This is a genomic window from Streptomyces hebeiensis (assembly GCF_052983195.1).
Genome location: NZ_CM129812.1, coordinates 4,837,989 through 4,860,201, shown reverse-complemented (window position 1 = coordinate 4,860,201; position 22,213 = coordinate 4,837,989). Strand labels below are relative to the sequence as shown.

General features: G+C 74.0%; 17 protein-coding genes and 1 pseudogene. 5 read left to right on the top strand and 13 right to left on the bottom strand.

All coding sequences use genetic code 11. The annotated features are described in order from the left end of the window. Positions 1–45: 45 nt before the first annotated feature. The 3 genes from ACU6P3_RS20920 to ACU6P3_RS20910 all read right to left on the bottom strand — a co-directional run bounded on the left by ACU6P3_RS20920 (position 46) and on the right by ACU6P3_RS20910 (position 3,491). On the bottom strand, positions 46–1,248 hold the full coding sequence (locus tag ACU6P3_RS20920) for an XRE family transcriptional regulator (RefSeq protein WP_447193619.1): 1,203 nt from the start codon (positions 1,246–1,248) through the stop codon (positions 46–48). 393 nt (positions 1,249–1,641) lie between these two features. Continuing rightward, entirely contained in the window at positions 1,642–2,643 is a 1,002-nt protein-coding gene (locus ACU6P3_RS20915; RefSeq protein WP_447193618.1) for a helix-turn-helix domain-containing protein, read from the bottom strand. Further along, on the bottom strand, positions 2,640–3,491 hold the full coding sequence (locus ACU6P3_RS20910; protein WP_447193617.1) for a helix-turn-helix domain-containing protein: 852 nt from the start codon (positions 3,489–3,491) through the stop codon (positions 2,640–2,642). Before ACU6P3_RS20910 ends, ACU6P3_RS20915 begins: the two co-directional genes overlap by 4 nt. Positions 3,492–3,824: 333 nt before the next feature. Between ACU6P3_RS20910 and ACU6P3_RS20905 the strand changes: the two genes are divergently transcribed. Continuing rightward, positions 3,825–4,271 (top strand): peptidoglycan-binding domain-containing protein, encoded by a 447-nt coding sequence (locus ACU6P3_RS20905; RefSeq protein WP_447193616.1) that lies wholly within the window; start codon positions 3,825–3,827, stop codon positions 4,269–4,271. A gap of 253 nt (positions 4,272–4,524) precedes the next feature. Here the strand turns inward: ACU6P3_RS20905 and ACU6P3_RS20900 are convergent, their stop codons facing one another. Then, the gene (locus ACU6P3_RS20900) at positions 4,525–5,262 is read right to left on the bottom strand and encodes a DUF3017 domain-containing protein (RefSeq protein WP_447193615.1); all 738 of its coding nucleotides are present in this window, start codon (positions 5,260–5,262) and stop codon (positions 4,525–4,527) included. A gap of 46 nt (positions 5,263–5,308) precedes the next feature. Beyond that, the gene (locus ACU6P3_RS20895; RefSeq protein ID WP_447193614.1) at positions 5,309–6,172 is read right to left on the bottom strand and encodes a bifunctional methylenetetrahydrofolate dehydrogenase/methenyltetrahydrofolate cyclohydrolase; all 864 of its coding nucleotides are present in this window, start codon (positions 6,170–6,172) and stop codon (positions 5,309–5,311) included. Positions 6,173–6,540: 368 nt separating this feature from the next. Between ACU6P3_RS20895 and ACU6P3_RS20890 the strand changes: the two genes are divergently transcribed. Beyond that, positions 6,541–7,170 carry a hypothetical protein gene (locus ACU6P3_RS20890; protein ID WP_447193613.1) on the top strand — a complete coding sequence of 210 codons (630 nt, stop codon included), beginning with the start codon at positions 6,541–6,543 and terminating at the stop codon, positions 7,168–7,170. Positions 7,171–7,304: 134 nt separating this feature from the next. Here the strand turns inward: ACU6P3_RS20890 and purH are convergent, their stop codons facing one another. Both purH and purN read right to left on the bottom strand, forming a co-directional pair. Then, positions 7,305–8,891, bottom strand: a complete 1,587-nt coding sequence (gene purH, locus ACU6P3_RS20885; protein ID WP_447193612.1) for a bifunctional phosphoribosylaminoimidazolecarboxamide formyltransferase/IMP cyclohydrolase — start codon at positions 8,889–8,891, stop codon at positions 7,305–7,307. After that, entirely contained in the window at positions 8,888–9,547 is a 660-nt protein-coding gene (gene purN, locus ACU6P3_RS20880) for a phosphoribosylglycinamide formyltransferase (protein ID WP_344279223.1), read from the bottom strand. Before purN ends, purH begins: the two co-directional genes overlap by 4 nt. 369 nt (positions 9,548–9,916) lie before the next feature. Here purN and ACU6P3_RS20875 point away from each other — a divergent pair, with 369 nt between their 5' ends. Continuing rightward, the gene (locus ACU6P3_RS20875; RefSeq protein ID WP_447193611.1) at positions 9,917–10,954 is read left to right on the top strand and encodes a hypothetical protein; all 1,038 of its coding nucleotides are present in this window, start codon (positions 9,917–9,919) and stop codon (positions 10,952–10,954) included. Here the strand turns inward: ACU6P3_RS20875 and ACU6P3_RS20870 are convergent. After that, positions 10,922–12,862, bottom strand: coding sequence for a cell division protein PerM (locus ACU6P3_RS20870; protein ID WP_447193610.1), 1,941 nt, complete (start codon positions 12,860–12,862; stop codon positions 10,922–10,924). The genes ACU6P3_RS20875 and ACU6P3_RS20870 overlap by 33 nt on opposite strands. 29 nt (positions 12,863–12,891) lie before the next feature. Between ACU6P3_RS20870 and ACU6P3_RS20865 the strand changes: the two are divergent. Together ACU6P3_RS20865 and ACU6P3_RS20860 are read left to right on the top strand one after the other, a co-directional pair. Next, positions 12,892–13,197 (top strand): annotated as a pseudogene (locus ACU6P3_RS20865) (helix-turn-helix domain-containing protein); the annotation flags it as partial. Positions 13,198–13,302: 105 nt separating this feature from the next. Beyond that, positions 13,303–14,649 carry an RNA polymerase sigma factor gene (locus ACU6P3_RS20860; protein WP_447197990.1) on the top strand — a complete coding sequence of 449 codons (1,347 nt, stop codon included), beginning with the start codon at positions 13,303–13,305 and terminating at the stop codon, positions 14,647–14,649. A gap of 240 nt (positions 14,650–14,889) precedes the next feature. On the opposite strand, the gene sucD is transcribed toward ACU6P3_RS20860, so the two are convergent. The 5 genes from sucD to ACU6P3_RS20835 form a co-directional block, all read right to left on the bottom strand. After that, positions 14,890–15,774, bottom strand: coding sequence for a succinate--CoA ligase subunit alpha (gene sucD, locus ACU6P3_RS20855; protein ID WP_030747281.1), 885 nt, complete (start codon positions 15,772–15,774; stop codon positions 14,890–14,892). A 20-nt stretch (positions 15,775–15,794) separates the two neighbouring features. Next, on the bottom strand, positions 15,795–16,976 hold the full coding sequence (sucC, locus tag ACU6P3_RS20850; protein WP_447193609.1) for an ADP-forming succinate--CoA ligase subunit beta: 1,182 nt from the start codon (positions 16,974–16,976) through the stop codon (positions 15,795–15,797). A gap of 257 nt (positions 16,977–17,233) precedes the next feature. Further along, complete coding sequence (locus ACU6P3_RS20845; RefSeq protein WP_447193608.1) at positions 17,234–18,448, bottom strand: VWA domain-containing protein; 1,215 nt, start codon at positions 18,446–18,448, stop codon at positions 17,234–17,236. After that, entirely contained in the window at positions 18,445–21,045 is a 2,601-nt protein-coding gene (locus tag ACU6P3_RS20840; RefSeq protein WP_447193607.1) for a DUF5682 family protein, read from the bottom strand. Before ACU6P3_RS20840 ends, ACU6P3_RS20845 begins: the two co-directional genes overlap by 4 nt. Further along, complete coding sequence (locus tag ACU6P3_RS20835; protein WP_447193606.1) at positions 21,042–22,199, bottom strand: ATP-binding protein; 1,158 nt, start codon at positions 22,197–22,199, stop codon at positions 21,042–21,044. The genes ACU6P3_RS20840 and ACU6P3_RS20835 overlap by 4 nt, the downstream gene beginning before the upstream one ends. Between the last annotated feature and the right edge of the window lie 14 nt (positions 22,200–22,213).

Here is a 22,213-nt window from a genome sequence, read left to right as displayed (position 1 = left end):
CCGTCCACCGCGGGCGGGCACGAGACGGCTCGGCCCGGCGGGTCGTCACGGCGTCGTCGTGCACCCCGTCTGTCCCGCGGCCAGCGTCGCGCACGCCTTGGCCGCCGCCGCGTCCGGGACCGCGAGCATCGGGGTGTACGCGTCGTTGGTCGTTTCGACCGAGCCCGTCTGCGCCTTCCCGGCCCCCTCCTCCTGGGCGTCGCCCTGAGTGATCCGGACCTCGTCGCCGGCCACCGCCTGGGTGATCCGGGCCCATGCCGCCCCGCAGGTCTCGCTGTAACGGACCTCGATCAGGGCCGTACCGACCGTGGCGTTGCTGGTGGTCTGCGCGTACTCCCCGCCGCAGCCCATCTCCTCCGGGTCCTTGCCCGTGCAGTCCTCGCCGGAGCACAGCACCCCGGCCGGCAGCGACGGCGCGCTCTTGGACGGCGACGGCGGGGGCGAGGACTCCTCGGCCAGCGTGGACTCGCCGCTGTCCCCGCCGATGTCGGTCAGCAGCACCGCGGCCGCGACCAGCAGCAGCGCGCCGACGATACCGGCCGCGAAGACCGCCGCCTTGGGGCGCCCGCGCCGCGGGCCGGCGGGAGCGGCGCCCGGGGCTCCGGCCGCGTGACCGGGCGCATGCCCCGGCGGCGGAGTCGCTTGTACCGGTACGGAGGGCGGCCGCGCCTGCCACGACGACGTGCCGGCCACGCCGGCCGCTCCCGCCGAACCGGCCGGTTCGGCCAGTCCTCCCGGTCCCGTCTTTCCCGTCGCGCCCGCCGACTCCCCCGCACCCGCCGCACCCGGTTCCGTACGCTCCCCGCGTCCCGTCCCGTCCTTCGGCTTCGTCCGCGTGCCCGGGCCCTTCGCTCCGGCACCCCGGCGGTGGCGCGCGCCAGGGTCCTCTCCGACCCCCGACGACACGCTGCCCTCCCCCAGCGCCGCCCGTGCCTGGGATATGCGTATCGCTTCCATCGTCATGTCGTGGCGCATCTCGGCCCGGCTCCAGGCACGCTCGGCGAGCTCCCACATCGTCGTCAGATGGACCGGCTGGGTGCCGGTCACCTCCGCCAGCGCGACGATCGCGCCCTTGGGCGCGAGCAGCCTGCCGTTCAGGTAACGCTCCCAGGACGTCTTGCTGTAGCCGGTCCGGTCCGCCACCGCCGCGATGCTCAGACCGCTGCGGTCCACCAGTCCGCGCAGCTGGCCGGTGAACTCCTTGATCTCCGGATCGATCCCGTCCGGTAGCGCCTTCCAACGAGGCATTCCGCCTCCCCCTTGTCCCCCCGCACGTGCCTGATGTGCCCCGCGCCGCGTCGCCCGGCGGCCGTTCCGCCGCCCTGCCCGGCAGCGTGAACGGTCCGTGCGCTCATGCCCCTTGGAACGTACGCGCGCCGATCCCCCGGACCAGTTTCGCATCCGTCGCGTGCTGATCACACCATGGCGGAATGGTCACTTCCGTGCCACAGGCCACAGGGAGCCCTTGAACGGGTTTGGCGTGTCCGTGACGCTTATCTCAACAGCACAGACCGACGGCGCCCGTCTTGTGCTCGGGGGAGAGGACGGGCGCCGTCACCCTTCCGGTTCTGCTCTCCGGCTTCTGTTCCCCGGCTCCGGCCTCCGACTCCGGTCTCCGGCTCCGCGCACTCGGCGGAACGGTCATCGGCCGAAACACTCCTGTCCGGCGTCCGCGCCGTCCGCGCCGGGGCGAAGACAGACCCGCGCGTCGCTCGGGTCGTCCGCCGCCGCCATCGGCGTCGGAACGTAGTTCACCGTGTCCCGGCGCGCGAGCGCCGTGATCTTCTGCACCGGCCGGTCGCCCACCCGCAGCGTGACCTCGTCCCCGAGCCGGAGCCCGGTCGCCCGGACCCACACCGCGTGACAGGCCTTGCCGTACCGCAGTTCCAGCCGCTGGCCGTGCTCGGCGGAGAACGTACGGAGCGTGTCCACCATCCCGGTACCCCCGCAGCCCATGACCTCCGGATGCTTGCCCTCGCACGACGGGCCGGCGCAACCGGGCATCGCCGGTGTGGCCGTGCCCCACCCCTCCCCCGCCGCGGTGGACGGTTCCGCACCGCCCCGCGTGCCCGCGGTCCCGTCACCGTTGGCCAGCGCCACGGCGAGCAGGGACCCGCCGGTCACGGCCACCGCCGCGAGGACGAGGAGCCGCGACCGTCCGGGCCCGCCGAAGCGGCCCTTCCCGCCCCCGGACACGGGTACCGGTACGGCGGACGGCCATCTCTCCTGTCCAGATGTCGAGGACACCGCCGGGGACAGCGCCGAGGACGCCCCTGGGGACGTCTTCGTAGCGGACTCGCCCGCTCCCCCGGCCGTCGCGGCGTCCGACGGAACGGGCCCCGGAACCGGCGCCGGAACGGCCGCCGCCGCAGTCGTCGTTCCGGCCCGGCCGCTCCAGGCCGCGTCCGCCAGCTCCCACAGGACGAGCAGGCGCCCGGCGGGCTCGTCCGCCAGTGCGCAGAGCGCCTCGACCGCCTGCCGGGGAGTCGGCTTCGTCCCGCCCAGGTAGCGCTGCCAGGACGACTTGCTGTAGGGCGTGCGCTTCCCGAGCTCGGCCAGGCTCAGGCCCGTACCATCGCGCAGGGCGCGCAGCTCCGCCGCCAGCCGTTCGCACTCCGCGGCCTTCGGTGGCACCGCGCTCACCGGCGCAACTCCCCCCAGGTGTCGGGCCCTACGATGCCGTCGGCGACGAGCTTGCGCGCGGTCTGGAAGTCCCGTACGGCGGCTTTAGCACTCGGCCCGTAGAGCCCGTCGACGGCCCCCGGGTCGAATCCGTGCCGCCGCAGCAGGCACTGCGCCTCGACGACGTCGCGGCCGCTCGCGTTCGTGTCCAGGAGCACTTCCCTGCTGACGCTGTGGCCTGCGTAGACCCCGCCGTCCTTGCGGCTGAACTCGCAGTCGTACGTCCGGCCCGGTCCGTACGTCCGTGCGGCCGCCGCCCGGCCGTCGCCGTCCCCGCCACCGCCGCCCGCCAGCAGACCGCCGCCGAAGGCGAGGCCCGCGGCGACGACCGCGGCGACGACCGCGGCGGGGAGGGCGTACCGCACCGGGACCACTCGCGGGGCCCGCCGGCCCTCGGGGGCGGGAGAGGGCTCCGACTCGGGCTCCGACCCGGCGGGCTCCGGCCCAGCGGGAGAGGGCTCCGGCCCGGCGGGCGCGGGCGGCTCACCGGGGGCGGCCGGCTCTCCGGGCGCGGGCCGCTCTCCGGAGGCGGGCGCGGGTCTCGTCTCCCGTACCTCGGCCGCCACTTCGTGCAGGACCAATAACGGGGTCGGGTCGGCACCGCAGACCTGTGCCAGCTTCTCCACCGCCGCCAATGGCACCGGTTGTTTCCCGTTCAGATAGCGCTCCCAGGAGGAGCGGCTGTACCCCGTCCTGGCCGCCAGCGCGGCCAGTCCCCACCCCGAGCGGTCCTTCAACCGTCTCAACTGGACGATCAGTTGACGTTCCCTCTCGGGCAGTTCCGACGGAAGCTCTTTCCAACGCGGCATGTCCACCTCATGCGTGCTCTGGACCCCTCCGGGGGCTCCACGCCCTCATCCTCCCCCGGGACGACAAGCGCCCAACTCAGGGTCGCGGGCCCGTCCGGGGCCCCGTTCGCTTCCGGACAGTTCGCCACCCGGCCGCGACCGTCCCGGCCCGTCCCACGACATCCCATGGGACATGACATCCCCGCAGGTCCGAACCCTCTACGTCCCACGGAAGCCCAGTTCCACCGGTTTGTCTTGCGCTGCCCCGATCTGGCGCGGAACAGTCTGTGGTGCACACCGGGCGGCGCGGATCCACCCCGCGCCGCCCTCCTGACCCAGGGGGAGGAAGGCACCATGAACGTACGCAGGGGAGCTGCCACGGGGATGCTGTCGGCCGCGCTGGTGGCCGGCACGCTGACCCTCGCGCCGGCCGCGCACGCCGGCACGGCGGGCGAGGCCGGACAGCAGCGGGTCACGCAGACGGCGGCGTACACGTGTACGGGTACGGCGTCCCAGTACAAGCGGGCGACCATGGCCGACGGCACCACGGGCTGGACCGCCGGGTTCAGCAAGACCATGACGGCCGTCCTCGACACGGGCAGCCAGGGTGCTGCCGTGGCTGAGGCGCAGTGCCTGCTGAAGGGCTACAAGTGCGACCCCGCCGGGGTCGACGGGCGCTACGGCGCGAACACGAAGGCCGCCGTCAAGCGCTACCAGTCGAAGAACGGGCTGACCGCCGACGGCATCGTCGGCAAGAACACCTGGAAGAAGCTGCGCCAGAGCTCGTACTACTGCGGCTGACCGGCACGGAACGGGTCTCCTGCCCTCGCTCGGGGGAACGGGCGGGAGATCTACGGGGGAGAACCGGGGGGCGGCGAAAGAACCGGGGGAACTCCGGGGAACGGGGGAAGAACGGGGGAACGAGAACACGGGGGAACAACGGGGGAAACGCGGTGGGCCCGCCCTTCCTGACCAGGAGGGCGGGCCCACCGTCACGCGTGAGCCGTCCGGCTCGGCGAGACGTCCTCAGCGCTCGGTCTTCAGCGGTCGGTCATCACGGCACCGTCGAATGAACTATGTCGTTCAGGAACGGGATCTCCAGCCACGGCTTGGGCTGCGTCATCAGCGACAGCAGCACGATCGCGACGCCCAGCAGACCGTACGTCAGCATGTCGGTGAAGCGTGACCGTACGGCCAGCATGCCCACGGAGGGCAGCACGCGGCGGAGAACCGCACCGCCGATGAGCGCCACGCCGACCAGGATCGTGCCGACGCGGAACGCCTCGGCGAACGGCAGGGTGACCGTCAGCAGCCCGAGCCCGGTCGTCCCGAGCACGCTGATCAGCGGCCACTGCCGGGCCGGCGCGGGAGCGTCCCCGGACGCGGCCCGGCCGCCGCCCTCCGGGCGCGCGGTGTCCCGGGTGAACGAGAACCGCCTGGCGCGCCTGGTCCGTCCCGGCGCGCCCGGTCGCGCCGCGCCGTCCCCGGCGCCGGTCCCGGTCCCTGGGCCGGTGTCGGCACCGGCGTCGGTGTCAGCACCGGCGTCGTCAGCGTCGGTACCGGCCTGCGCGTCGGCCTCGGTAGCCCCCGCGGCCGTCGTTCCGGCTGCCACGGCCCCGCCGTCGGCGGACCCGTCGCCGGGTGCGTTCCCGGCGGCCCCCGTACGGCCCTCGGCCCCGCCGCCCCGCGCGGTGTCCTCGGTGTCGTCCGACGTGACGGCCTCACCGGTCGCGGCGGATCCGGCCCCCGCCTCCGAGCCGGTCACGTCCCCCGCGCTCGTACCAGCACCCACAGGTGCCCCTTTCAGCATCGTGTCCGTACCGCGTCCGCCCGCCGGCTCAGCCCGCGTCGGCCGCGGCGCGCTCGGCCGCCTCGACCACGTTGACCAGCAACTGCGCCCGGGTCATCGGGCCGACCCCGCCGGGGTTCGGTGAGATCCAGCCCGCCACCTCGGCGACGCCGGGGTGGACGTCTCCGACGATCTTGCCGTTCTCGTCCCGGCTCACCCCGACGTCCAGGACCGCCGCGCCCGGCTTCACGTCCTCGGGCTTGATGATGTGCGGCACCCCGGCGGCGGCCACGACGATGTCCGCCTGCTTGAGCTGCGCCGACAGGTCACGCGTGCCGGTGTGGCACTGCGTGACCGTCGCGTTCTCGGACTTGCGGGTCAACAGCAGCGGGATCGACCGGCCGACGGTGATACCGCGCCCCACGACCACCACGTGCGCCCCGTTGATCCCGACGCCGTGGTGGCGGAGCAGCTGGATGATGCCGTACGGGGTGCAGGGCAGCGGCCCGGTCTCGTTCAGCACGAGCCGGCCCAGGCTCATCGGGTGCAGCCCGTCCGCGTCCTTGGCCGGGTCCATCAGCTCCAGCACCCGGTTGGTGTCGATGCCCTTGGGCAGCGGGAGCTGCACGATGTAGCCCGTGCACTCCGGGTTCGCGTTCAGCTCGGCGACGACCGCCTCGATCTCCTCCTGGGTCGCGGTGCCGGGCAGTTCGCGCTGGATCGACGCGATACCGACCTGCGCGCAGTCGCGGTGCTTGCCGTTCACGTACCAGCGGCTGCCCGGGTCGTCACCGACGAGCAGGGTCCCGAGGCCGGGCGTCACGCCCCGCTCCTTGAGCGCCGCCACACGGGCGGTCAGATCGGACTTGATCGCGGCTGCGGTGGCCTTGCCATCGAGAATCTGGGCGGTCATGGGCCCCATCCTCCCGGATGACCCCGCTCCTGTTCCAATTCGGTCCCAGTCGTGATCCGGCCACCGGCGCCGAAAAGGCGTTCCCGGCCCCTGCCGGCGCACGGCGCGGGCCTGCGGACAGGGCCCGGAAATACCCCGTGAGGCCCTTGTTCACGCCGTTGTCGCCGGTGCTGGCCACGGCGCTGTCGGGGGTTTCCGCGACAGGTTGCACTTGCACAACACCCACGGATAGTGACTGGACAAAATAAAAGCCAGATAACACGATTACCGCGCAGCGCGCGGCCGGCGTCGGGGGACGACCGCTCCATTCGAGATGTTCCTCCACGCGGGCGGTGCCGTCCCCGCACCACCAACGGAGGAACCCCGTCATGAGCTTCGGCGACCCCAACAACCCGTACGGCCAGCAGGGCCAGCCGGGTCAGCAGCCCGGTTACGGCCAGCCCCAGGGGCAGTCGGGCTACGGCTACCCCGGCCAGCCGCAGCAGCAGCCGGGGTACGGCTATCCGCAGGCCCCGCCGGTCCAGCAGCCGTACGGCTCGGGCTACCCGGGCATGCCCGGCGGTCCGACGGAGATGCCGGGCGGTGTCAAGACGGCCCGGGTGCTGCTCCACATCCTGGGCGGCCTCCAGGTGCTCGGCGCCATCATCGTCTTCGTCGGCAGCGCGTGGATCGGCCAGCAGCTGTCCGACAGCGCCTCCGTCTACGACAGTGACACCCAGGACGCCGCGAACTTCGGCACGGGCATCCTCATCGTCACCGGTGTCCTCATCCTGGCCTTCGGTCTGTGGGCGATCCTCACCGCCGTGAAGTTCGGCACCGGAGGCGGCGGCATCCGGATCTCCGCGATCATCTACGGTTCGCTCGTGACGCTGTCCAGCGTCATCAGCCTGCTGACGCTGAACATCTTCGCCCTGATCAGCCTGGCCCTGGGCATCATGATCATCGTCTTCTGCGCGAACAAGGACGGCGCGGCCTGGTTCCAGCGCCCGCGCCACTGACGCCGACACGGTCGGCGGCCGTGACGACGAGGACGAAGGCCGCGCCCCTCACCTCGAAGGTGAGGGGCGCGGCCTTCCGCTCGCGGGCACGAGCCCGGTCGTGCACGAGCCCGGCCGTACCCGGGCCCGGTCGCTCAGTGGAAGAAGTGGCGCGTCCCGGTGAAGTACATCGTCACGCCGGCCTTGCCCGCCGCCTCGACCACCTGCTCGTCACGAACCGAACCGCCCGGCTGGACCACCGCCCTGACGCCCGCCGCCGTCAGGATCTCCAGACCGTCGGGGAACGGGAAGAACGCGTCGGACGCCGCGTAGGCACCCCGTGCCCGCTCCTCGCCCGCCCGCTCCACCGCGAGCTTGGCCGAGTCGACCCGGTTGACCTGGCCCATCCCGACGCCGACGGACGCGCCGTCCTTGGCCAGCAGGATCGCGTTCGACTTCACCGCGCGGCACGCGCGCCAGGCGAAGGCCAGCTCGGCCAGCTCGGCCCCGGACAGCGCCTCGCCCGTCGCGAGCGTCCAGTTCGCCGGGTCGTCACCGTCGGCCTGGAGGCGGTCGGTCACCTGGAGCAGCGCGCCGCCGTCGATCGGCTTGACCTCCACCGGGGCCGAGGGCGCCTCCGGGCAGCGCAGCACCCGGATGTTCTTCTTCCGGGCCAGCACCTCCACCGCGCCGTCCTCGTAGTCCGGGGCGACGATGACCTCGGTGAAGATCTCGGCGACCTGCTCGGCCATCGCCACGGACACCGGACGGTTGACCGCGATCACGCCGCCGAACGCGGAGAGCGGGTCGCAGGCGTGCGCCTTGCGGTGCGCCTCGGCGACATCGGCGCCGACCGCGATGCCGCACGGGTTGGCGTGCTTGATGATCGCGACACAGGGCTCGGCGTGGTCGTACGCGGCACGGCGCGCGGCGTCCGTGTCCGTGTAGTTGTTGTACGACATCTCCTTGCCGTGCAGCTGCTCGGCCTCGGCGAGGCCGCCGCGGGCGGCGGTGTAGAGCGCGGCGGGCTGGTGCGGGTTCTCGCCGTACCGCAGGACGTTCTTCCTGGAGTACGTCGAGCCCAGGAACTCCGGGAGAGCTCCCGCGGCGGAGCCGCTGCCGGACTCCGCGTCGGCCGCCGCGTAGGCATCCGCGAACCACGACGCCACCGCCACGTCGTACGCGGCCGTGTGCCGGAACGCCTCGCCCGCCAGCCGCTTGCGCGTCGGCAGGTCGAAGCCCCCGTCCCGTACCGCGCCGAGGACGTCCGCGTACCGCTCCGGGCTGGTGACGACCGCGACCGATGGGTGGTTCTTGGCGGCGGCGCGGACCATGGACGGGCCGCCGATGTCGATCTGCTCGACGCACTCGTCGGGGGTGGCTCCGGAGGCGACCGTCTCGCGGAACGGGTAGAGGTTCACCACGACCAGGTCGAACGGCTCGATGTCCAGCTCGGCCAACTGCTCGCGGTGCGCGTCGAGCCGCAGGTCGGCGAGGATGCCCGCGTGGACGCGCGGGTGCAGCGTCTTGACACGGCCGTCCAGGCACTCGGGGAAGCCGGTCAGCTCCTCGACCTTGGTGACGGGGATCCCGGCGGCGGCGATCCGCGCGGCGGTGGAGCCGGTCGAGACGAGGGTGACGCCCGCCTCGTGCAGCCCGCCGGCGAGCTCTTCGAGACCCGTCTTGTCATAGACGCTGACAAGTGCGCGCCTGATGGGGCGCTTCGTACCTTCGGCGGTCACTGGATGGTTACCTTTCGTCCCTCAATGCGGTAGCCGTGCCGGGCCAGACGCCCCACGACCTCGACGAGCAGGCGTCGCTCGACTTCCTTGATGCGCTCGTGGAGAGCGGCTTCGTCGTCCTCGTCCCGTACCTCGACCACGCCCTGCGCGATGATCGGTCCGGTGTCGACGCCGTCGTCGACGAAGTGGACGGTGCAGCCGGTGACCTTCGCGCCGTACGCGAGCGCTTCGCGCACGCCGTGGGCACCGGGAAAGCTGGGCAGCAGCGCGGGGTGGGTGTTCACGAACCGCCCGCCGAAACGCGCGAGGAACTCCTTGCCCACGATCTTCATGAATCCCGCCGAGACCACGAGGTCGGGGGCGTACGCGGCCGTCGCCTCGGCGAGCGCGGCGTCCCACTCCTCCCGCGTCGCGTGGTCCTTCACCCTGCGGACGAACGTCGGCAGCCCGGCGCGCTCGGCGCGCTCCAGTCCCGCGATGGAGCCGCGGTCCGCGCCGACGGCCACGACGCGCGCCCCGAAGGCGTCGGGGTCGTCGCCGATCGCGTCGAGCAGGGCCTGGAGGTTCGTACCGGATCCGGACACGAGGACGACGAGCCGCGCCGGGCGTCCCTCGGGCGCGCCGGGGAAGGAATATCCGGAAGCCGCCGAGGACACCGCGGGCGCCCCGGGTGGGACATCCGGTGCGGACGACGCGGCCGGCACGGAGTCCGGGGGCGGTGGGGCGGAGGAGGATGAGGAGGCCACAACGGGCGCCTTTCTCGGGGCGGGCACAGCCTCGCGGGTCGTGCGGCGGCGTTTGTGTGGTCGTACGAACGAACCGTGTTCTCCGATACGGGGAACTCTACGAAGGAGCCGACCGTCAGCAACGATACCGGCACACCGGGCGGCCCCCACGGGACGGGGGCTCGGCCGGGAGGTAGCGTCTGGGGACAGGGTTCCGTCTCCGGGACGGACCGTACGAGACAAGACCCGCCGCGCACCGGACCTCGCGAGCGGCGGGTACGAGGGGAAGACGTTCACCAGATGCAGGACCGACTCCGCCGCACGGCACGCCGCCTCACGCCGCCCGCTGGGCCGGTGCTGCTGCCGCGTGACCGCCAGTCCTCGTCACCGGGGGCGTCTCCCGCGGAGGCGTCGGGCGCCTCGGACACCTCCGGTTCGCGGGACCCGGCGGCGCCCGGTGGCGCCTCCGGGCCGGCCGGTGGTTCCGGTGGTGCCAGTGGTTCCGGTGGTACGTCGGAGGCTTCGGGCTCCCGCCCCGACGCGGGCCCGGGGTCCGGTCCGGGATCCCGGTCCGGCTCCCCTGCGGACGACAACCCCTTCGCCCCGCCGCCCGAGGGCGCCCCTGACCGGCCGTGGCGGCCACGGCGCCCCGGGAACGGCGGCTCCGGGGACGTTTCAGGATCCGGCCCCGATTCCGGTTCCGGCTCCGGCTCCGGTGCGCAGGACGTCTGGGGCAGCCGGTGGAGCAGCCGCCAGCCCGGCCGCTCCGCTGACGGCTTCGGCTCCAGGACCGGCGGCGGACAGAACGGCCAGGAGGGGCCCGACGGAGGCCGTGGCGGCGGGCTGCGCTGGGATCCCGCGGACCCGGCCCAGCGGCGCGCCCGCTACGCGCTGCTCGGCGGGATGTGGGCCTTCTTCTTCGCCCTCTTCGACTTCCCGCAGGTCGCGCTGTTGCTCGGTGCCCTGGCGGTGTACTGGGCCATCAGCTCGCTGCGCGAGAAGTCGCCGAAGAGCTCGGCGGGCCAGGGCGATCCGTTCGCGAGCGGCGGCCCGGAGGGGGCCCGCCCGGGCGGCGCCGCCGAGCCGTCCGGACAGCCCCGGCAGAACCCGGCCTACGGCACGGCCTCGGGCGCGGCCCGGCAGAAGACGACGGCCGCCGTCAGCGGCCTGGTGACGGCGTGTGTGGCGCTGGCGATCGTGGCGGCGACCTTCACGATCCAGCTGACCTACCGCGACTACTACACGTGTGTGGACGACGCCCTGACGAAGACCGGCCAGCTGTCCTGCAACGAACTGCTCCCGGAGTCACTGGTCCCGGTCTTCGGGGTCAAGGAGTAAAGGAAGAGTCGACGGCGGCCTCGGAGCCGTTCCGCGGTCCTCCTCCGTGCCGGCCCCCGCATCGGTGCCGGTGCGGGGGACGTGCCGACGGGAAAGGGACGGCTCCCTCACCGCACTGAAGGCCGCCCAGCGCGCCTGTCGCGCGCCGCGGTCGTGCCAGTCGGCCGGGTCCGTGCCGTGATCCGCGCCTCCGGGGCCGTCCGGTCCCGCCGTCCCGTCCGGTCCCGCCGTCGCGTCCGGTCCCGCACCGCCTGATCCGCTCGCTCCGCCCGGTCCACCCGTTTCGGTGCTCGCCTCCGGGATCTCGCCGCCTGTCGTCCTCGCGGGCGGGTCCAGAAGGTCCGGTTCCCCGGCCGGCTTCGCACACCCGGCCGACGCCTGCTGCGGTACGGAGCCCGCCCCGCCCCTCACATCGGCGCCGGGCGACGCCTCCCCCGCTCCTCGCGCGGCCTCCTCCGGTACGGGTCCCGCCCCGGGACCCGCCTGTACGGGCCGTACCCGCTCGGCCCTCTTCCGCGCCGACCCCTTCGGGAACGGCTTCTTCCGGGAGGGCTTCCTCCGGGTGGGCTTCCTCCGTACGGGCCGCTCCCTCACCGGCCGCACGCGCCGTTCCCGTAGCCGCCAGGCCCGGAGCAGCAGCGCCGACGGCACGCCCAGGGCCACCGCCCAGACCAGCGCCGCCAGACCCGCCCGCCACCACACGGGACCGAAGACCGCCAGGGCCCCGTCCCCCAGCCGACCGCCCGCGACGGCGGCCAGAGCCGCCGTCAGCCCCCCGCACACCACCCCGCCGAGGGCCGCCGTCAGGGCCGTCTCGCCCGGGCGCCAGGCCTCCTCCCGCACGGCGAAGGGCGGGGCCGCGACCCGTACGGTGAACCAGGCCACCGCCGGCCCCGCGACGAGGGCGACGGCCACCGCCGCCCGGTGCGCGACCGTACCGTACCCGTCGGGCACGGCTGCGAGCAGCGGGAACGGCGGCAGCGCGGGCGTACCGGTGACGGCCAGCGGGGTGACCGTCGCCGCCGTGCCGAGCGCGAACCCGGGCCCGAGGCCGTACGAGACGGCCCAGACTGCGGCGTTCGGGAGCAGCGTCAGGCCCAGCAGCACGAGCGCGACCCGTCCCGACCAGTCCTCCGCGAGCCGGGTGAGCGAAGCGTGTGCCGCCCCGCCGTGCCACACCAGCGACACCACGGTCAACAGCGCGCCCGCGCAGACCAGTACCGCCGCCGCCCCGGCACCCGCGCGCGTCGCCACCGTCGTCCGGCGCCGGGACGCGGACGCCCAGACCGTCCGTACGAGCAGGCTGCGCAAGCCGCCGGGCAGCCACAGCGGCAGCGGGCCACGCAGCCGTCCGCTCACCTTCCACGCGCCCGCGCCGGCGGACAGCAGGACGGCGACGGGCAGCGTGAGCGCCGCGCCCAGCGGTCGCACGGTGAGCGGCCCGCCCGTGACATACGCCGCCGCGCCCGCGCCGACCAGCAGATAACCACCGGTCACGGTGGCCACGGCGCCGAAGAGGGTGAGCTGCGGCCGGCCCTCGTCGGCGTCGAGCGCGTCCCGTGCCGCCCGGTAGGCCAGATAGGCGGGCGGGACCGCGAGCAGCATCGGTACGACGCCGAGGGGCGCGGGCGTCCCGGAAAGGGTGTCCGGGCGTACGAGTTCGACGCCATGGGCCAGCAGCCACAGTGCCGCCGCGACGTGCAGGGCGCCGCCCGGCCCCCGGTCGGGGTACGGCGAGCTGATCCAGACGGCCATCGCCAGCACGGCGAACGAGCCGAGCCCGAGTCCCGCCGCGACGACTCCGCGGAGGAAGGCTGCTGTCAGCGCGGTGGCCCGGCCGCGTGCCGGCACGGAGGCCGGGGCGGAGGCCGGGGACAACGTCGTGGCGGGGTCGGTCAATTGGCTCACGCCGACATGCTGCCAACGCCGCCCCCCGTATGCGCGCAACAGGCGAAAGATCGTCGTGTCACCCAAAATACGTTTATGTGCTTTTTCGCCCATTACAGTGCTGCGGGGAGTCGTTCATGACGCGGAACACCACGCGGAGAGCCAGGGCAGGCGCCGCCGCCACCTCGCTGCCCCCTCCCGAGGAACGGCGCGGGCTGCGTGAGGCACGGTCGATGACGGAGCGGCAGATCGCCGCGGCTGTGGGGGTCTCCCGGTCCACTCTGCGGTCCTGGGAGAGGGGCCGGACCAGTCCGCGCGGGCCGAAGGGCGAGGCGTACGCACGGCTGCTGACGGCAGGCGTGGCCGAGCCCCGGAAGGCCGCGGCGCGCTCGCGGCAACCCGGACGGACCAAACCCGGGGAGGGAGCGGAAAGAACAACGGGAAGCGCGGCTACGAAAACCGTGAGGAGCGCGGAAGCGTCCGCGTCGAGCGAGCGCGGCCGGCCGGCCGGCCGTGACAACACCGGCCGTGACGCCGCCGATCGTGGTATCGCCCACCGGGACGCCGTCGATCGTGGTGCCGCCGTCCGTGGTGCCGCCGTCCGTGGTGCCGCCGTCCGTGGTACCGCCCACCGGGACGCCGTCGGACGGGGGGCCGGCACCGAACAGCGGGGGGCGAAGCCGCCGGGGACCACGGCGCCCGGCGTCGAGGCGGCCCGCCCCGACGCGGCGGGCGGCAAGCGCGCCGGCGGCGACGCCCGTCCCACGGCGGCCCCGTACATCACCACGGGGACGGCCCCGCGGACGGCCGAGAAGACACCCGGGACGACAGCCGGACGGAGCGGCGGCACAGCGGCGGGCGGCCCGGACACGCTGGGCGACTCGGGCGCGGCGGCCGACACGGAGATGCGCCTCGGCACGTTCACCGAGGTGGGCCCCCTGACCCCGGGTCGGGCGTTCGACGCGCTGTACGCCCGTAACGCCCCCGCCCTCCTGCACCAGGCATATCTGCTGACGGGGCTGCGCGGCCTGTCCCAGGAGTCCGTCGAGCACGCCTTCCGCCTCGCCTGGGAGCGCTGGCCGGAGGTCGCGACGGACCGGGACCCGGCGGGCTGGGTACGGGCCGCGGCCCACGAGTACGCCCTGTCGCCCTGGCACCGCATGCGGCGCCTCCGCGAGGAGGACGACGTGGCGGACCGGAAACCGGACAGGGCCGGGCGGAAGGCACGGAAGCGCCGTGAGGAACAGCCCGTGGAGCCGGCGCGGGACGAGGGGCCGGCCGACCGGGCGCTGCGCGAGGCGCTGCTGGACCTGCCGCCCGCGTACCGCCGCGCCGTGCTGCTCTACGACGGACTGGGCCTGGACCTGCCGGAGACGGCGGCCGAGACGGAGGCGAGCACCGCCGCCACGGCGAGCCGGCTCACGCACGCCCGCGCGGCGCTGGCCGAACGGCTGCCGGAGCTCGCCGACCCCGCGCTGCTGCACGCCCGCCTCGGTGCCCTCACCCGCGCGGCGGCGCCCGCGGCGATCCCGCAGCCCCGGAAGGTACGGACCGCCTGCGAACAGCGGGCACGCCGGCTGACCCGGTCGGCCGTCGCCTTCACCGTTCTGATCATCGGCGCGACGAGCTTCACGCTGGCCACCGCCCCCCGGCAGTACATTCCGCCGCTGTCTCCGGGGGAGCGGATCGGCGGTGTGCCGGTGTCGAGCGGTCCGCAGCGGCTGAGCAAGCAGGACCTGGAACTGCGCCGGAAGCTCCGCGCCGAGCCGGTGAACGGGCCCTCCCGGCTCGTACCGGAGGCGCGCTGAGCCCGGTGGCCGGCCCCGCTCACGCGCGTGGGCCCGCACCCCGGAGCAGGGGTGCGGGTCCACGCGCGTGAGGCCGGTGCGGATCCGCCGTACGACCGGTGCGGGCGCCGCGCCGTACGACCGGAGAACCGGCCCTTCGGCCGCTCGGCCGGTCGGTGGCCGGTTGGCCGCTCGGTGAACCGGCCGGTGGCCGGGGAGGAGACGGCCGGCCATCAGGCGTCAGCCGTCAGCCGTCAGCCGTCAGCCGCCGAGGATCGCACGCGCCAGCTGCGCGGTCTCGGTCGGCGTCTTGCCGACCTTCACGCCCGCGGCCTCCAGGGCCTCCTTCTTCGCCTGGGCGGTGCCGGAGGAGCCGGAGACGATGGCGCCGGCGTGGCCCATGGTCTTGCCCTCGGGGGCGGTGAAGCCCGCGACGTAGCCGACGACCGGCTTGGTGACGTTCTTGGCGATGTAGTCGGCCGCGCGCTCCTCCGCGTCGCCGCCGATCTCGCCGATCATCACGATCAGGTCGGTCTCGGGGTCGGCCTCGAACGCCGCCAGGGCGTCGATGTGCGTCGTACCGATGACCGGGTCGCCACCGATGCCGACGGCCGAGGAGAAGCCGATGTCGCGCAGCTCGTACATCATCTGGTAGGTCAGCGTGCCGGACTTGGACACGAGACCGATCCGGCCGGGCTTGGTGATGTCGCCCGGGATGATGCCGGCGTTGGACTGGCCGGGGGTGATCAGGCCCGGGCAGTTCGGACCGATGATCCGGGTCTTGTTGCCCTTGCTGGTCGCGTACGCCCAGAACGCGGCGGAGTCGTGCACCGCGATGCCCTCGGTGATCACGACGGCCAGCCCGATCTCGGCGTCGATGGCCTCGACGACGGCGGCCTTGGCGAAGGCCGGCGGCACGAAGACGACGGAGACGTCGGCACCGGTCTTCTCGATGGCCTCGGCGACCGACCCGAAGACGGGTACCGCCGTGCCGTCGAAGTCGACGGACGTACCGGCCTTGCGCGGGTTCACACCGCCGACGATGTTCGTGCCGTCACCGAGCATGAGCTTCGTGTGCTTCATACCGGTGGCGCCGGTCATCCCCTGGACGATGACCTTGCTGTCCTTGGTGAGGAAGATAGCCATGGTGTTGGAGTCCTCGTCCCTTACTTCGATGCGGCGGCGGCGAGCTCGGCGGCCTTGTCGGCCGCGCCGTCCATGGTGTCCACGCGCTGCACGAGCGGGTGGTCGGCGTCGGACAGGATCTTGCGACCCAGCTCCGCGTTGTTGCCGTCCAGCCGCACGACCAGCGGCTTCGTGACGTCCTCACCCTTGGTCCTGAGAAGCTCCAGGGCCTGGACGATGCCGTTGGCGACCTCGTCGCACGCGGTGATGCCGCCGAAGACGTTGACGAAGACGGACTTGACGTCCGGGTCGCCCAGGATGATCTCCAGGCCGTTCGCCATGACCTCGGCGGAGGCGCCGCCACCGATGTCGAGGAAGTTGGCGGGCTTCACACCGCCGTGGGCCTCACCGGCGTACGCGACGACGTCCAGGGTCGACATGACCAGGCCGGCGCCGTTGCCGATGATGCCGACCTCGCCGTCGAGCTTGACGTAGTTGAGGTTCTTGGCCTTGGCGGCGGCCTCCAGCGGGTTGGCCGCGGCCTTGTCCTCCAGGGCCTCGTGCTCCGGCTGGCGGAAGTCGGCGTTCTCGTCGAGCGAGACCTTGCCGTCCAGCGCGATGATCTTGCCCTCGCCGGACTTGATCAGGGGGTTGACCTCGACCAGGAGCGCGTCTTCCTTGATGAAGACGGTCCACAGCTTCTGCAGGACCTCGGCGACCTGGTCCGCGATCTCGGCCGGGAACTTCGCGGCGGCGACGATCTCGGCGGCCTTCTCCGGGGTGCAGCCCTCGTTGGCGTCGACCGGGATCTTGGCCAGCGCTTCGGGCTTCTCCTCCGCGACGACCTCGATCTCCACGCCGCCCTCGACGGACGCCATGGCGAGGAAGGTGCGGTTGGTGCGGTCCAGCAGGAAGGAGACGTAGTACTCCTCCGCGATGTCCGCGGTCTGCGCCAGCATCACCTTGTGGACCGTGTGGCCCTTGATGTCCATGCCCAGAATCTGGCCGGCCTTCTCGACCGCGTCCGCCGCGTCGGAGGCCAGCTTGACGCCGCCCGCCTTGCCCCGGCCGCCGACCTTGACCTGTGCCTTGACGACGGCCTTGCCGCCGAGACGCTCGGTCACCTCGCGGGCGGCCTCGGGCGTGTCGATGACTTCACCGGCCAGCACCGGTACGCCGTGCTTGGCGAAGAGGTCCCTCGCCTGGTACTCGAACAGGTCCACGCGTGTCCGTCCCTTGTCGTTTTAACCGCAGCCTGGTGATCGCGGGTTCGTTGTCTGCGTGGGCGTGCCGCGGAGGGCAACGTGACTACGCCGTCACAGAGGGAGGCGTACGCGCTGTCCGGTACGCGGCATGTCCGTCTCGCAGGTTATCTCCGTGGGCCGCGCGACCCTAAATCGCGGATCACAGATGAGCGGTGATACCTGTCACAGAGCGGAACCCTGCGGTCCAGACCATCGGCGGTGGCCTCGCCGGCCCGTCAGCCCTCCGGCACGGGCAGGGGACGCTTCTCGATCGCCGCCGCCATCACCTCGGGGAACAGGTCCGGCGTGCAGGCGAAGGCCGGGGCACCCAGGGCGGCGAGCGCGGCCGCGTGCTCACGGTCGTACGCCGGTGTCCCCTCGTCGGAGAGCGCGAGCAGCGCCACGAACTGCGTGCCCGAGGCCTTCATCGCCGCGACCCGCTTGAGCATCTCGTCGCGTATGCCTCCCTCGTAGAGATCACTGATCAGGACGACGACGGTGTCGGCGGGCCGGGTGATCCGCGACTGGCAGTAGGCGAGCGCGCGGTTGATGTCCGTGCCCCCGCCCAGCTGGGTGCCGAACAGGACGTCGACCGGGTCCTCGATCTCGTCGGTGAGGTCCACGACGGCCGTGTCGAAGACGACGAGCCGGGTGCTGATGGAGCGCATGGAGGCCAGGACCGCGCCGAAGACGGAGGCGTACACGACGGACGCCGCCATCGAACCCGACTGGTCGACGCAGAGGACGATCTCCTTCTTCACGGACCGCGACGCGCGGCCGTAGCCGATCAGCCGCTCCGGGACGACCGTGCCGTGCTCCGGGAGGTAGTTCTTGAGGTTCGCCCGGATCGTGCGGTCCCAGTCGATGTCCCGGTGGCGTGGCCGGCTGATCCGCGCGGACCGGTCCAGGGCACCGGAAAGGGTGGCCCGCGCCCGGGTCGCCAGCCGCTTCTCGATGTCCTGGACCACCTTGCGGACCACGGCGCGCGCGGTCTCCTTGGTGGTCTCCGGCATCGCCTTGTTGAGCGAGAGCAGGGTGCCGACGAGGTGGACGTCGGCCTCGACCGCCTCCAGCATCTCCGGCTCCATCAGCAGCGCGGACAGACCGAGCCGGTCGATCGCGTCGCGCTGCATGACCTGGACGACGGAGCTGGGGAAGTACGTCCGGATGTCCCCGAGCCAGCGGGCGACGGACGGCGCGGAGGCGCCGAGACCCGCGCTCCGGTCGGCCGCGTTCCCGCCGCGCCGCCGTCCCGAGCCGTACAGCGCGGACAGCGCGCCGTCCATCGCCACGTCGCTCCCGGCGAGCGCGCGGCCCGTGCCGTCGGCGTCCTCCCCGCCGAGTACCAGCCGCCACCGCCGCAGCCGCTCGTCGGCGGCCCGGTCGGCGGCCTCGCGGCCGTCGCCGGCGTCACCGCTCCGGCCGGTCACGGCCGTTCCCGCCGCGGTCATCCCGCCACCCCCACAAGATCGTCGTTGTCCGCGCCGTCCGACCGGGCGGCGCCGTACAGGGCTGCGGCACCGTCCGGGGCGGCGGAGCCGAGCAGGAGCCGGACCACCGGCAGCACGGCGTCCGCGCGCGCCCGGTCGAGTCCCTGACCGAAGCCGGGCACGCCGGCCGCCGACTCCCCGGCCGCCCCGCCGGCCCCGACGGCTCCTCCGGCCCCACCTTCTGCGGGGTTGCGCCGGACCAGCTCGCCCAGCGTGCGGCGCACACCCGGTTCGTACGCCGCGAAGGTGCGGCGCAGCAGCGGGAGCACGTCCGTGAAGGAGTCGGCGGGCACCCCGGTCAGCCAGGCGTCCACCAGTGCCAGGAGGCGTTCGTCGTGGACCAGGAGCATGCCGCCGCCGGCCGCGCCGCCGAGGAAGCCCTCGACCCAGGCCGCCGCGTCGGCCGGGGGCGTGCCGGGCGACAGGACGAGGCTCATGAGCCGTGCGGCCTCGTCCTCCGCCAGCCGCCCGTCGTCCAGCAGGATCCGCGCGGCGCGGCCCCTGATGACGCCCGGGACCGTGTCCCGTTCGGCGAGGACGCGCAAGACCGCCCGCCAGCGCCCGGCCAGGTCCCGCCCGTCGATGTCCGGGAGCAGCGCCATCGCGCCGTGGACGTTGTCGAGATGCGTCCTCATGCCGGCCGCTCCGTCCGCGTCGAGCCCGGCGCACGCCGGTGGCAGCCCGACGCAGATCCGCTCGGCGAGCCCGGCCGCCACTCCGCCGAGCGCCGTGGTGTCGGTCGACCGCACGTCCCCGTACCGCAGCGAGCGGGCCAGCGCCGGCAGCGCCTCGGCGAGGTGGCCGACATCGGCGTCCAGCGCGGCCCGGTCGGCCAGGGCCCGCATCACGGTCGGCAGGGCGGCGGGGAGCGAAGCGAGCAGGCACCGCTCGGCCAGGGCGGTGACCTCGGCGAGCGCGGTCGCCGACCGGGCCCGGGACATGGCCTTGGCGGTGGCGGCGGAGTCCACGGTCGTACCCCAGACGCCGGCCTCCGCGACCCGTACGTACAACTCGGGCTCCCAGCGCAGCCGCCAGCTCTCCCGGAAGGTGCCGGTGCCGCCGCGTCCGCCGGCCGGTTCGCCCCAGTCCACCCCGAGCAGGGCCAGCCGGTGCAGCAGCGCGCTGCGCGCCGTGTCGTTCTCCTTGCGGAGGTCGAGGTCCAGCTCCCGTTCCAGGAGTTCCGGCTTGAGGCGGAGCGAGCGCTGGAGCCGGGTGAGGTCGCGCTGGAGCGGTACGGCGGGGACCGTGTCGGGGACCTCGCCCAGCGCGTCGCCGACGACCAGCCGGTCCGTGATGAGCCCGAGTGGTACGTCGGAGCCCTCGCACAGCACGGCCCTGGCGGCGTCGAGGGTCTCGGTGAGACCGGCCAGCGGGCGGCCCCGCATGACGGCGAGGCTCTCCGCGAGCCGTACCGCCTCGATGACGTGCGCGGAGGAGACGATCCGGTCCTCCTCCCGCAGCAGCCCGGCGACCTTGGTGAGCCAGCGCTCCACGGGCCGGTCGGGCGCGCCGAAGAGGTGCGCGTACCAGCCGGGCGCGTCGATGCCCGCGCCGTAGCCGCTGCGCCGGGCCAGGCGGCGGTGCGTCCAGGGCACCCAGGTCAGCTCGGTCTTGACCTTGGGAAGCCCCTTGAGCAGGGCGCGGTCGGCGGTGACGGTCGTCTTCTCGCCGAGCGCGGGCACGTGCCAGGCCCCGCAGACGACGGCGACGCCGTCGTCCCCGAACTCCTTGCGGGCGGCCCGCAGCTGGAGGCGCATGTGGGCCTCGCGGACGAGGTCGCGCCGTCGCCCGCCGTCGCCGAACTCCGCGCGCAGCGCGGCCATGGCCTCGGCGACCGCCTCGAAGGGGGCGAAGGGGTCCCCGGCCGGGCCGGAGCCCGGGCCGCGGTGCTCGACGACGTCCTCCCACCAGCGCTCCGGGTCGTCGTACCCGGCGGCCTCGGCGAGCACGGCGATCGGGTCGACGCGCAGCCCTTCCTCGTCCGGTGGCCGTTCGCCGTCGGTGCCGGGGGCGTCGGGGGCGTCGGCCCGGTCGCCGTCCTGGTCGCGGCCCGTGCCGGTGGCCGCGCGCCCGCGGCCGCCCGCGCCCTCCTCCCGGCCCGCCGTTCCCCCGGCCGGCGCCCTCTCGCCCGAACCCGCTTCGGCGTCCGTCCCGTCCTCGGCCGGTGCCGGCTCGGCCAGGGTGTGCGCCGCCGGGAGGTCGATGAACCGCACCACCGCGTCGTGCTCCAGCGCCCAGCGGATCGCGACCCACTCCGGCGAGAACTCGGCCAGCGGCCAGAACGCCGCCCGGGCGGGATCGTCCACCGCGTGCGCGAGCAGCGCGACGGGCGGGCGCATCGCCTCGTCCGCCGCGTGCGCGACCAACGCGTCCGCCTCGGGCGGCCCTTCGACGAGCACCGCCCGTGGCCCGGCCGCGTCGAGCGCCGCCCGGACCGCCCGGGCTGATCCCGGGCCGTGGTGCCGGATCCCGAGCAGGCGGGGCCCACGGCCGGCGCCGGGGGCGGGCGCCGCTCCCGCCCGTGGCGCGGCGCCCGCGCCCCGGCGTGCCCCCGTCATGCGCTCACCTCGCGGCAGGCACGGTAGAAGTCCTTCCAGCCCTCCCGCTCGCGCACCACCGTCTCGACGTACTCCTGCCAGATCACCCGGTCCGCCGCCGGGTCACGGACGACGGCGCCGAGGATCCCGGCGGCCACGTCGCCGGGGCGCAGCACTCCGTCGCCGAAGTGGGCGGCGAGCGCGAGGCCGCCGGTGACCACGGAGATCGCCTCGGCCGTGGAGAGCGTGCCGGAAGGGGACTTGAGCTTCGTACGGCCGTCGGCCGTGACTCCGTCGCGCAGTTCACGGAAGACCGTGACCACCCGGCGGATCTCGGCCATCCCGTCCGGAGCCGCGGGCAGGTCCAGCGAGCGCCCGAGCTGGTCGACGCGCCGGGAGACGATGTCGACCTCCGCCTCCGTGTCGGCCGGCAGCGGCAGCACGACGGTGTTGAAGCGCCGGCGCAGCGCGCTCGACAGGTCGTTGACGCCCCGGTCGCGGTCGTTGGCCGTGGCGATCAGGTTGAAGCCGCGGACCGCCTGGACCTCCTCCCCCAGCTCGGGCACCGGCAGGGTCTTCTCGGAAAGGATCGTGATGAGCGAGTCCTGCACGTCGGCGGGGATCCGGGTCAGCTCCTCGACGCGCGCGGTCATGCCCTCGGACATCGCCCGCATCACCGGGCTGGGCACCAGCGCGGCGCGGCTGGGGCCGTGGGCGAGCAGCTGCGCGTAGTTCCAGCCGTAGCGGATGGCCTCCTCGGGCGTCCCGGCCGTGCCCTGCACCAGCAGGGTCGAGTCCCCGCTGACGGCGGCCGCGAGGTGCTCGGAGACCCAGGTCTTGGCCGTGCCCGGCACCCCGAGCAGCAGCAGCGCGCGGTCGGTGGCGAGCGTGGTGACCGCGACCTCGACGATCCGGCGCGGCCCCACGTACTTGGGCGTGATCACCGTCCCGTCCGGCAGGGTACCGCCGAGCAGGTAGGTCGCCACGGCCCAGGGCGACAGCCGCCACCTGGCCGGCCGCGGCCGGTCGTCGGCGGCGGCCAGCGCGGCCAGTTCGGCGGCGAACGCGTCCTCGGCATGCGGGCGCAGCGCCTGGCCGTGGGCGCCCGCCGGGCCGTCGGGAGCGGATTCCACGGGCGTGGCTCCCGCGGGCACGGAAATTTCGGGCACGGTCATGGATCCCCCAGATC

Bases quoted from the DNA above. Each gene is read 5' to 3' on its own strand.
- ACU6P3_RS20845 (WP_447193608.1), bottom strand. From the start codon at position 18,448: ATGACCGCGGCGGGAACGGCCGTGACCGGCCGGAGCGGTGACGCCGGC.
- ACU6P3_RS20840 (WP_447193607.1), bottom strand. From the start codon at position 21,045: ATGACGGGGGCACGCCGGGGCGCGGGCGCCGCGCCACGGGCGGGAGCG.
- ACU6P3_RS20905 (WP_447193616.1), top strand. From the start codon at position 3,825: ATGAACGTACGCAGGGGAGCTGCCACGGGGATGCTGTCGGCCGCGCTG.
- ACU6P3_RS20875 (WP_447193611.1), top strand. From the start codon at position 9,917: ATGCAGGACCGACTCCGCCGCACGGCACGCCGCCTCACGCCGCCCGCT.
- ACU6P3_RS20920 (WP_447193619.1), bottom strand. From the start codon at position 1,248: ATGCCTCGTTGGAAGGCGCTACCGGACGGGATCGATCCGGAGATCAAG.
- ACU6P3_RS20895 (WP_447193614.1), bottom strand. From the start codon at position 6,172: ATGACCGCCCAGATTCTCGATGGCAAGGCCACCGCAGCCGCGATCAAG.
- sucD (WP_030747281.1), bottom strand. From the start codon at position 15,774: ATGGCTATCTTCCTCACCAAGGACAGCAAGGTCATCGTCCAGGGGATG.
- ACU6P3_RS20890 (WP_447193613.1), top strand. From the start codon at position 6,541: ATGAGCTTCGGCGACCCCAACAACCCGTACGGCCAGCAGGGCCAGCCG.
- ACU6P3_RS20910 (WP_447193617.1), bottom strand. From the start codon at position 3,491: ATGCCGCGTTGGAAAGAGCTTCCGTCGGAACTGCCCGAGAGGGAACGT.
- ACU6P3_RS20835 (WP_447193606.1), bottom strand. From the start codon at position 22,199: ATGACCGTGCCCGAAATTTCCGTGCCCGCGGGAGCCACGCCCGTGGAA.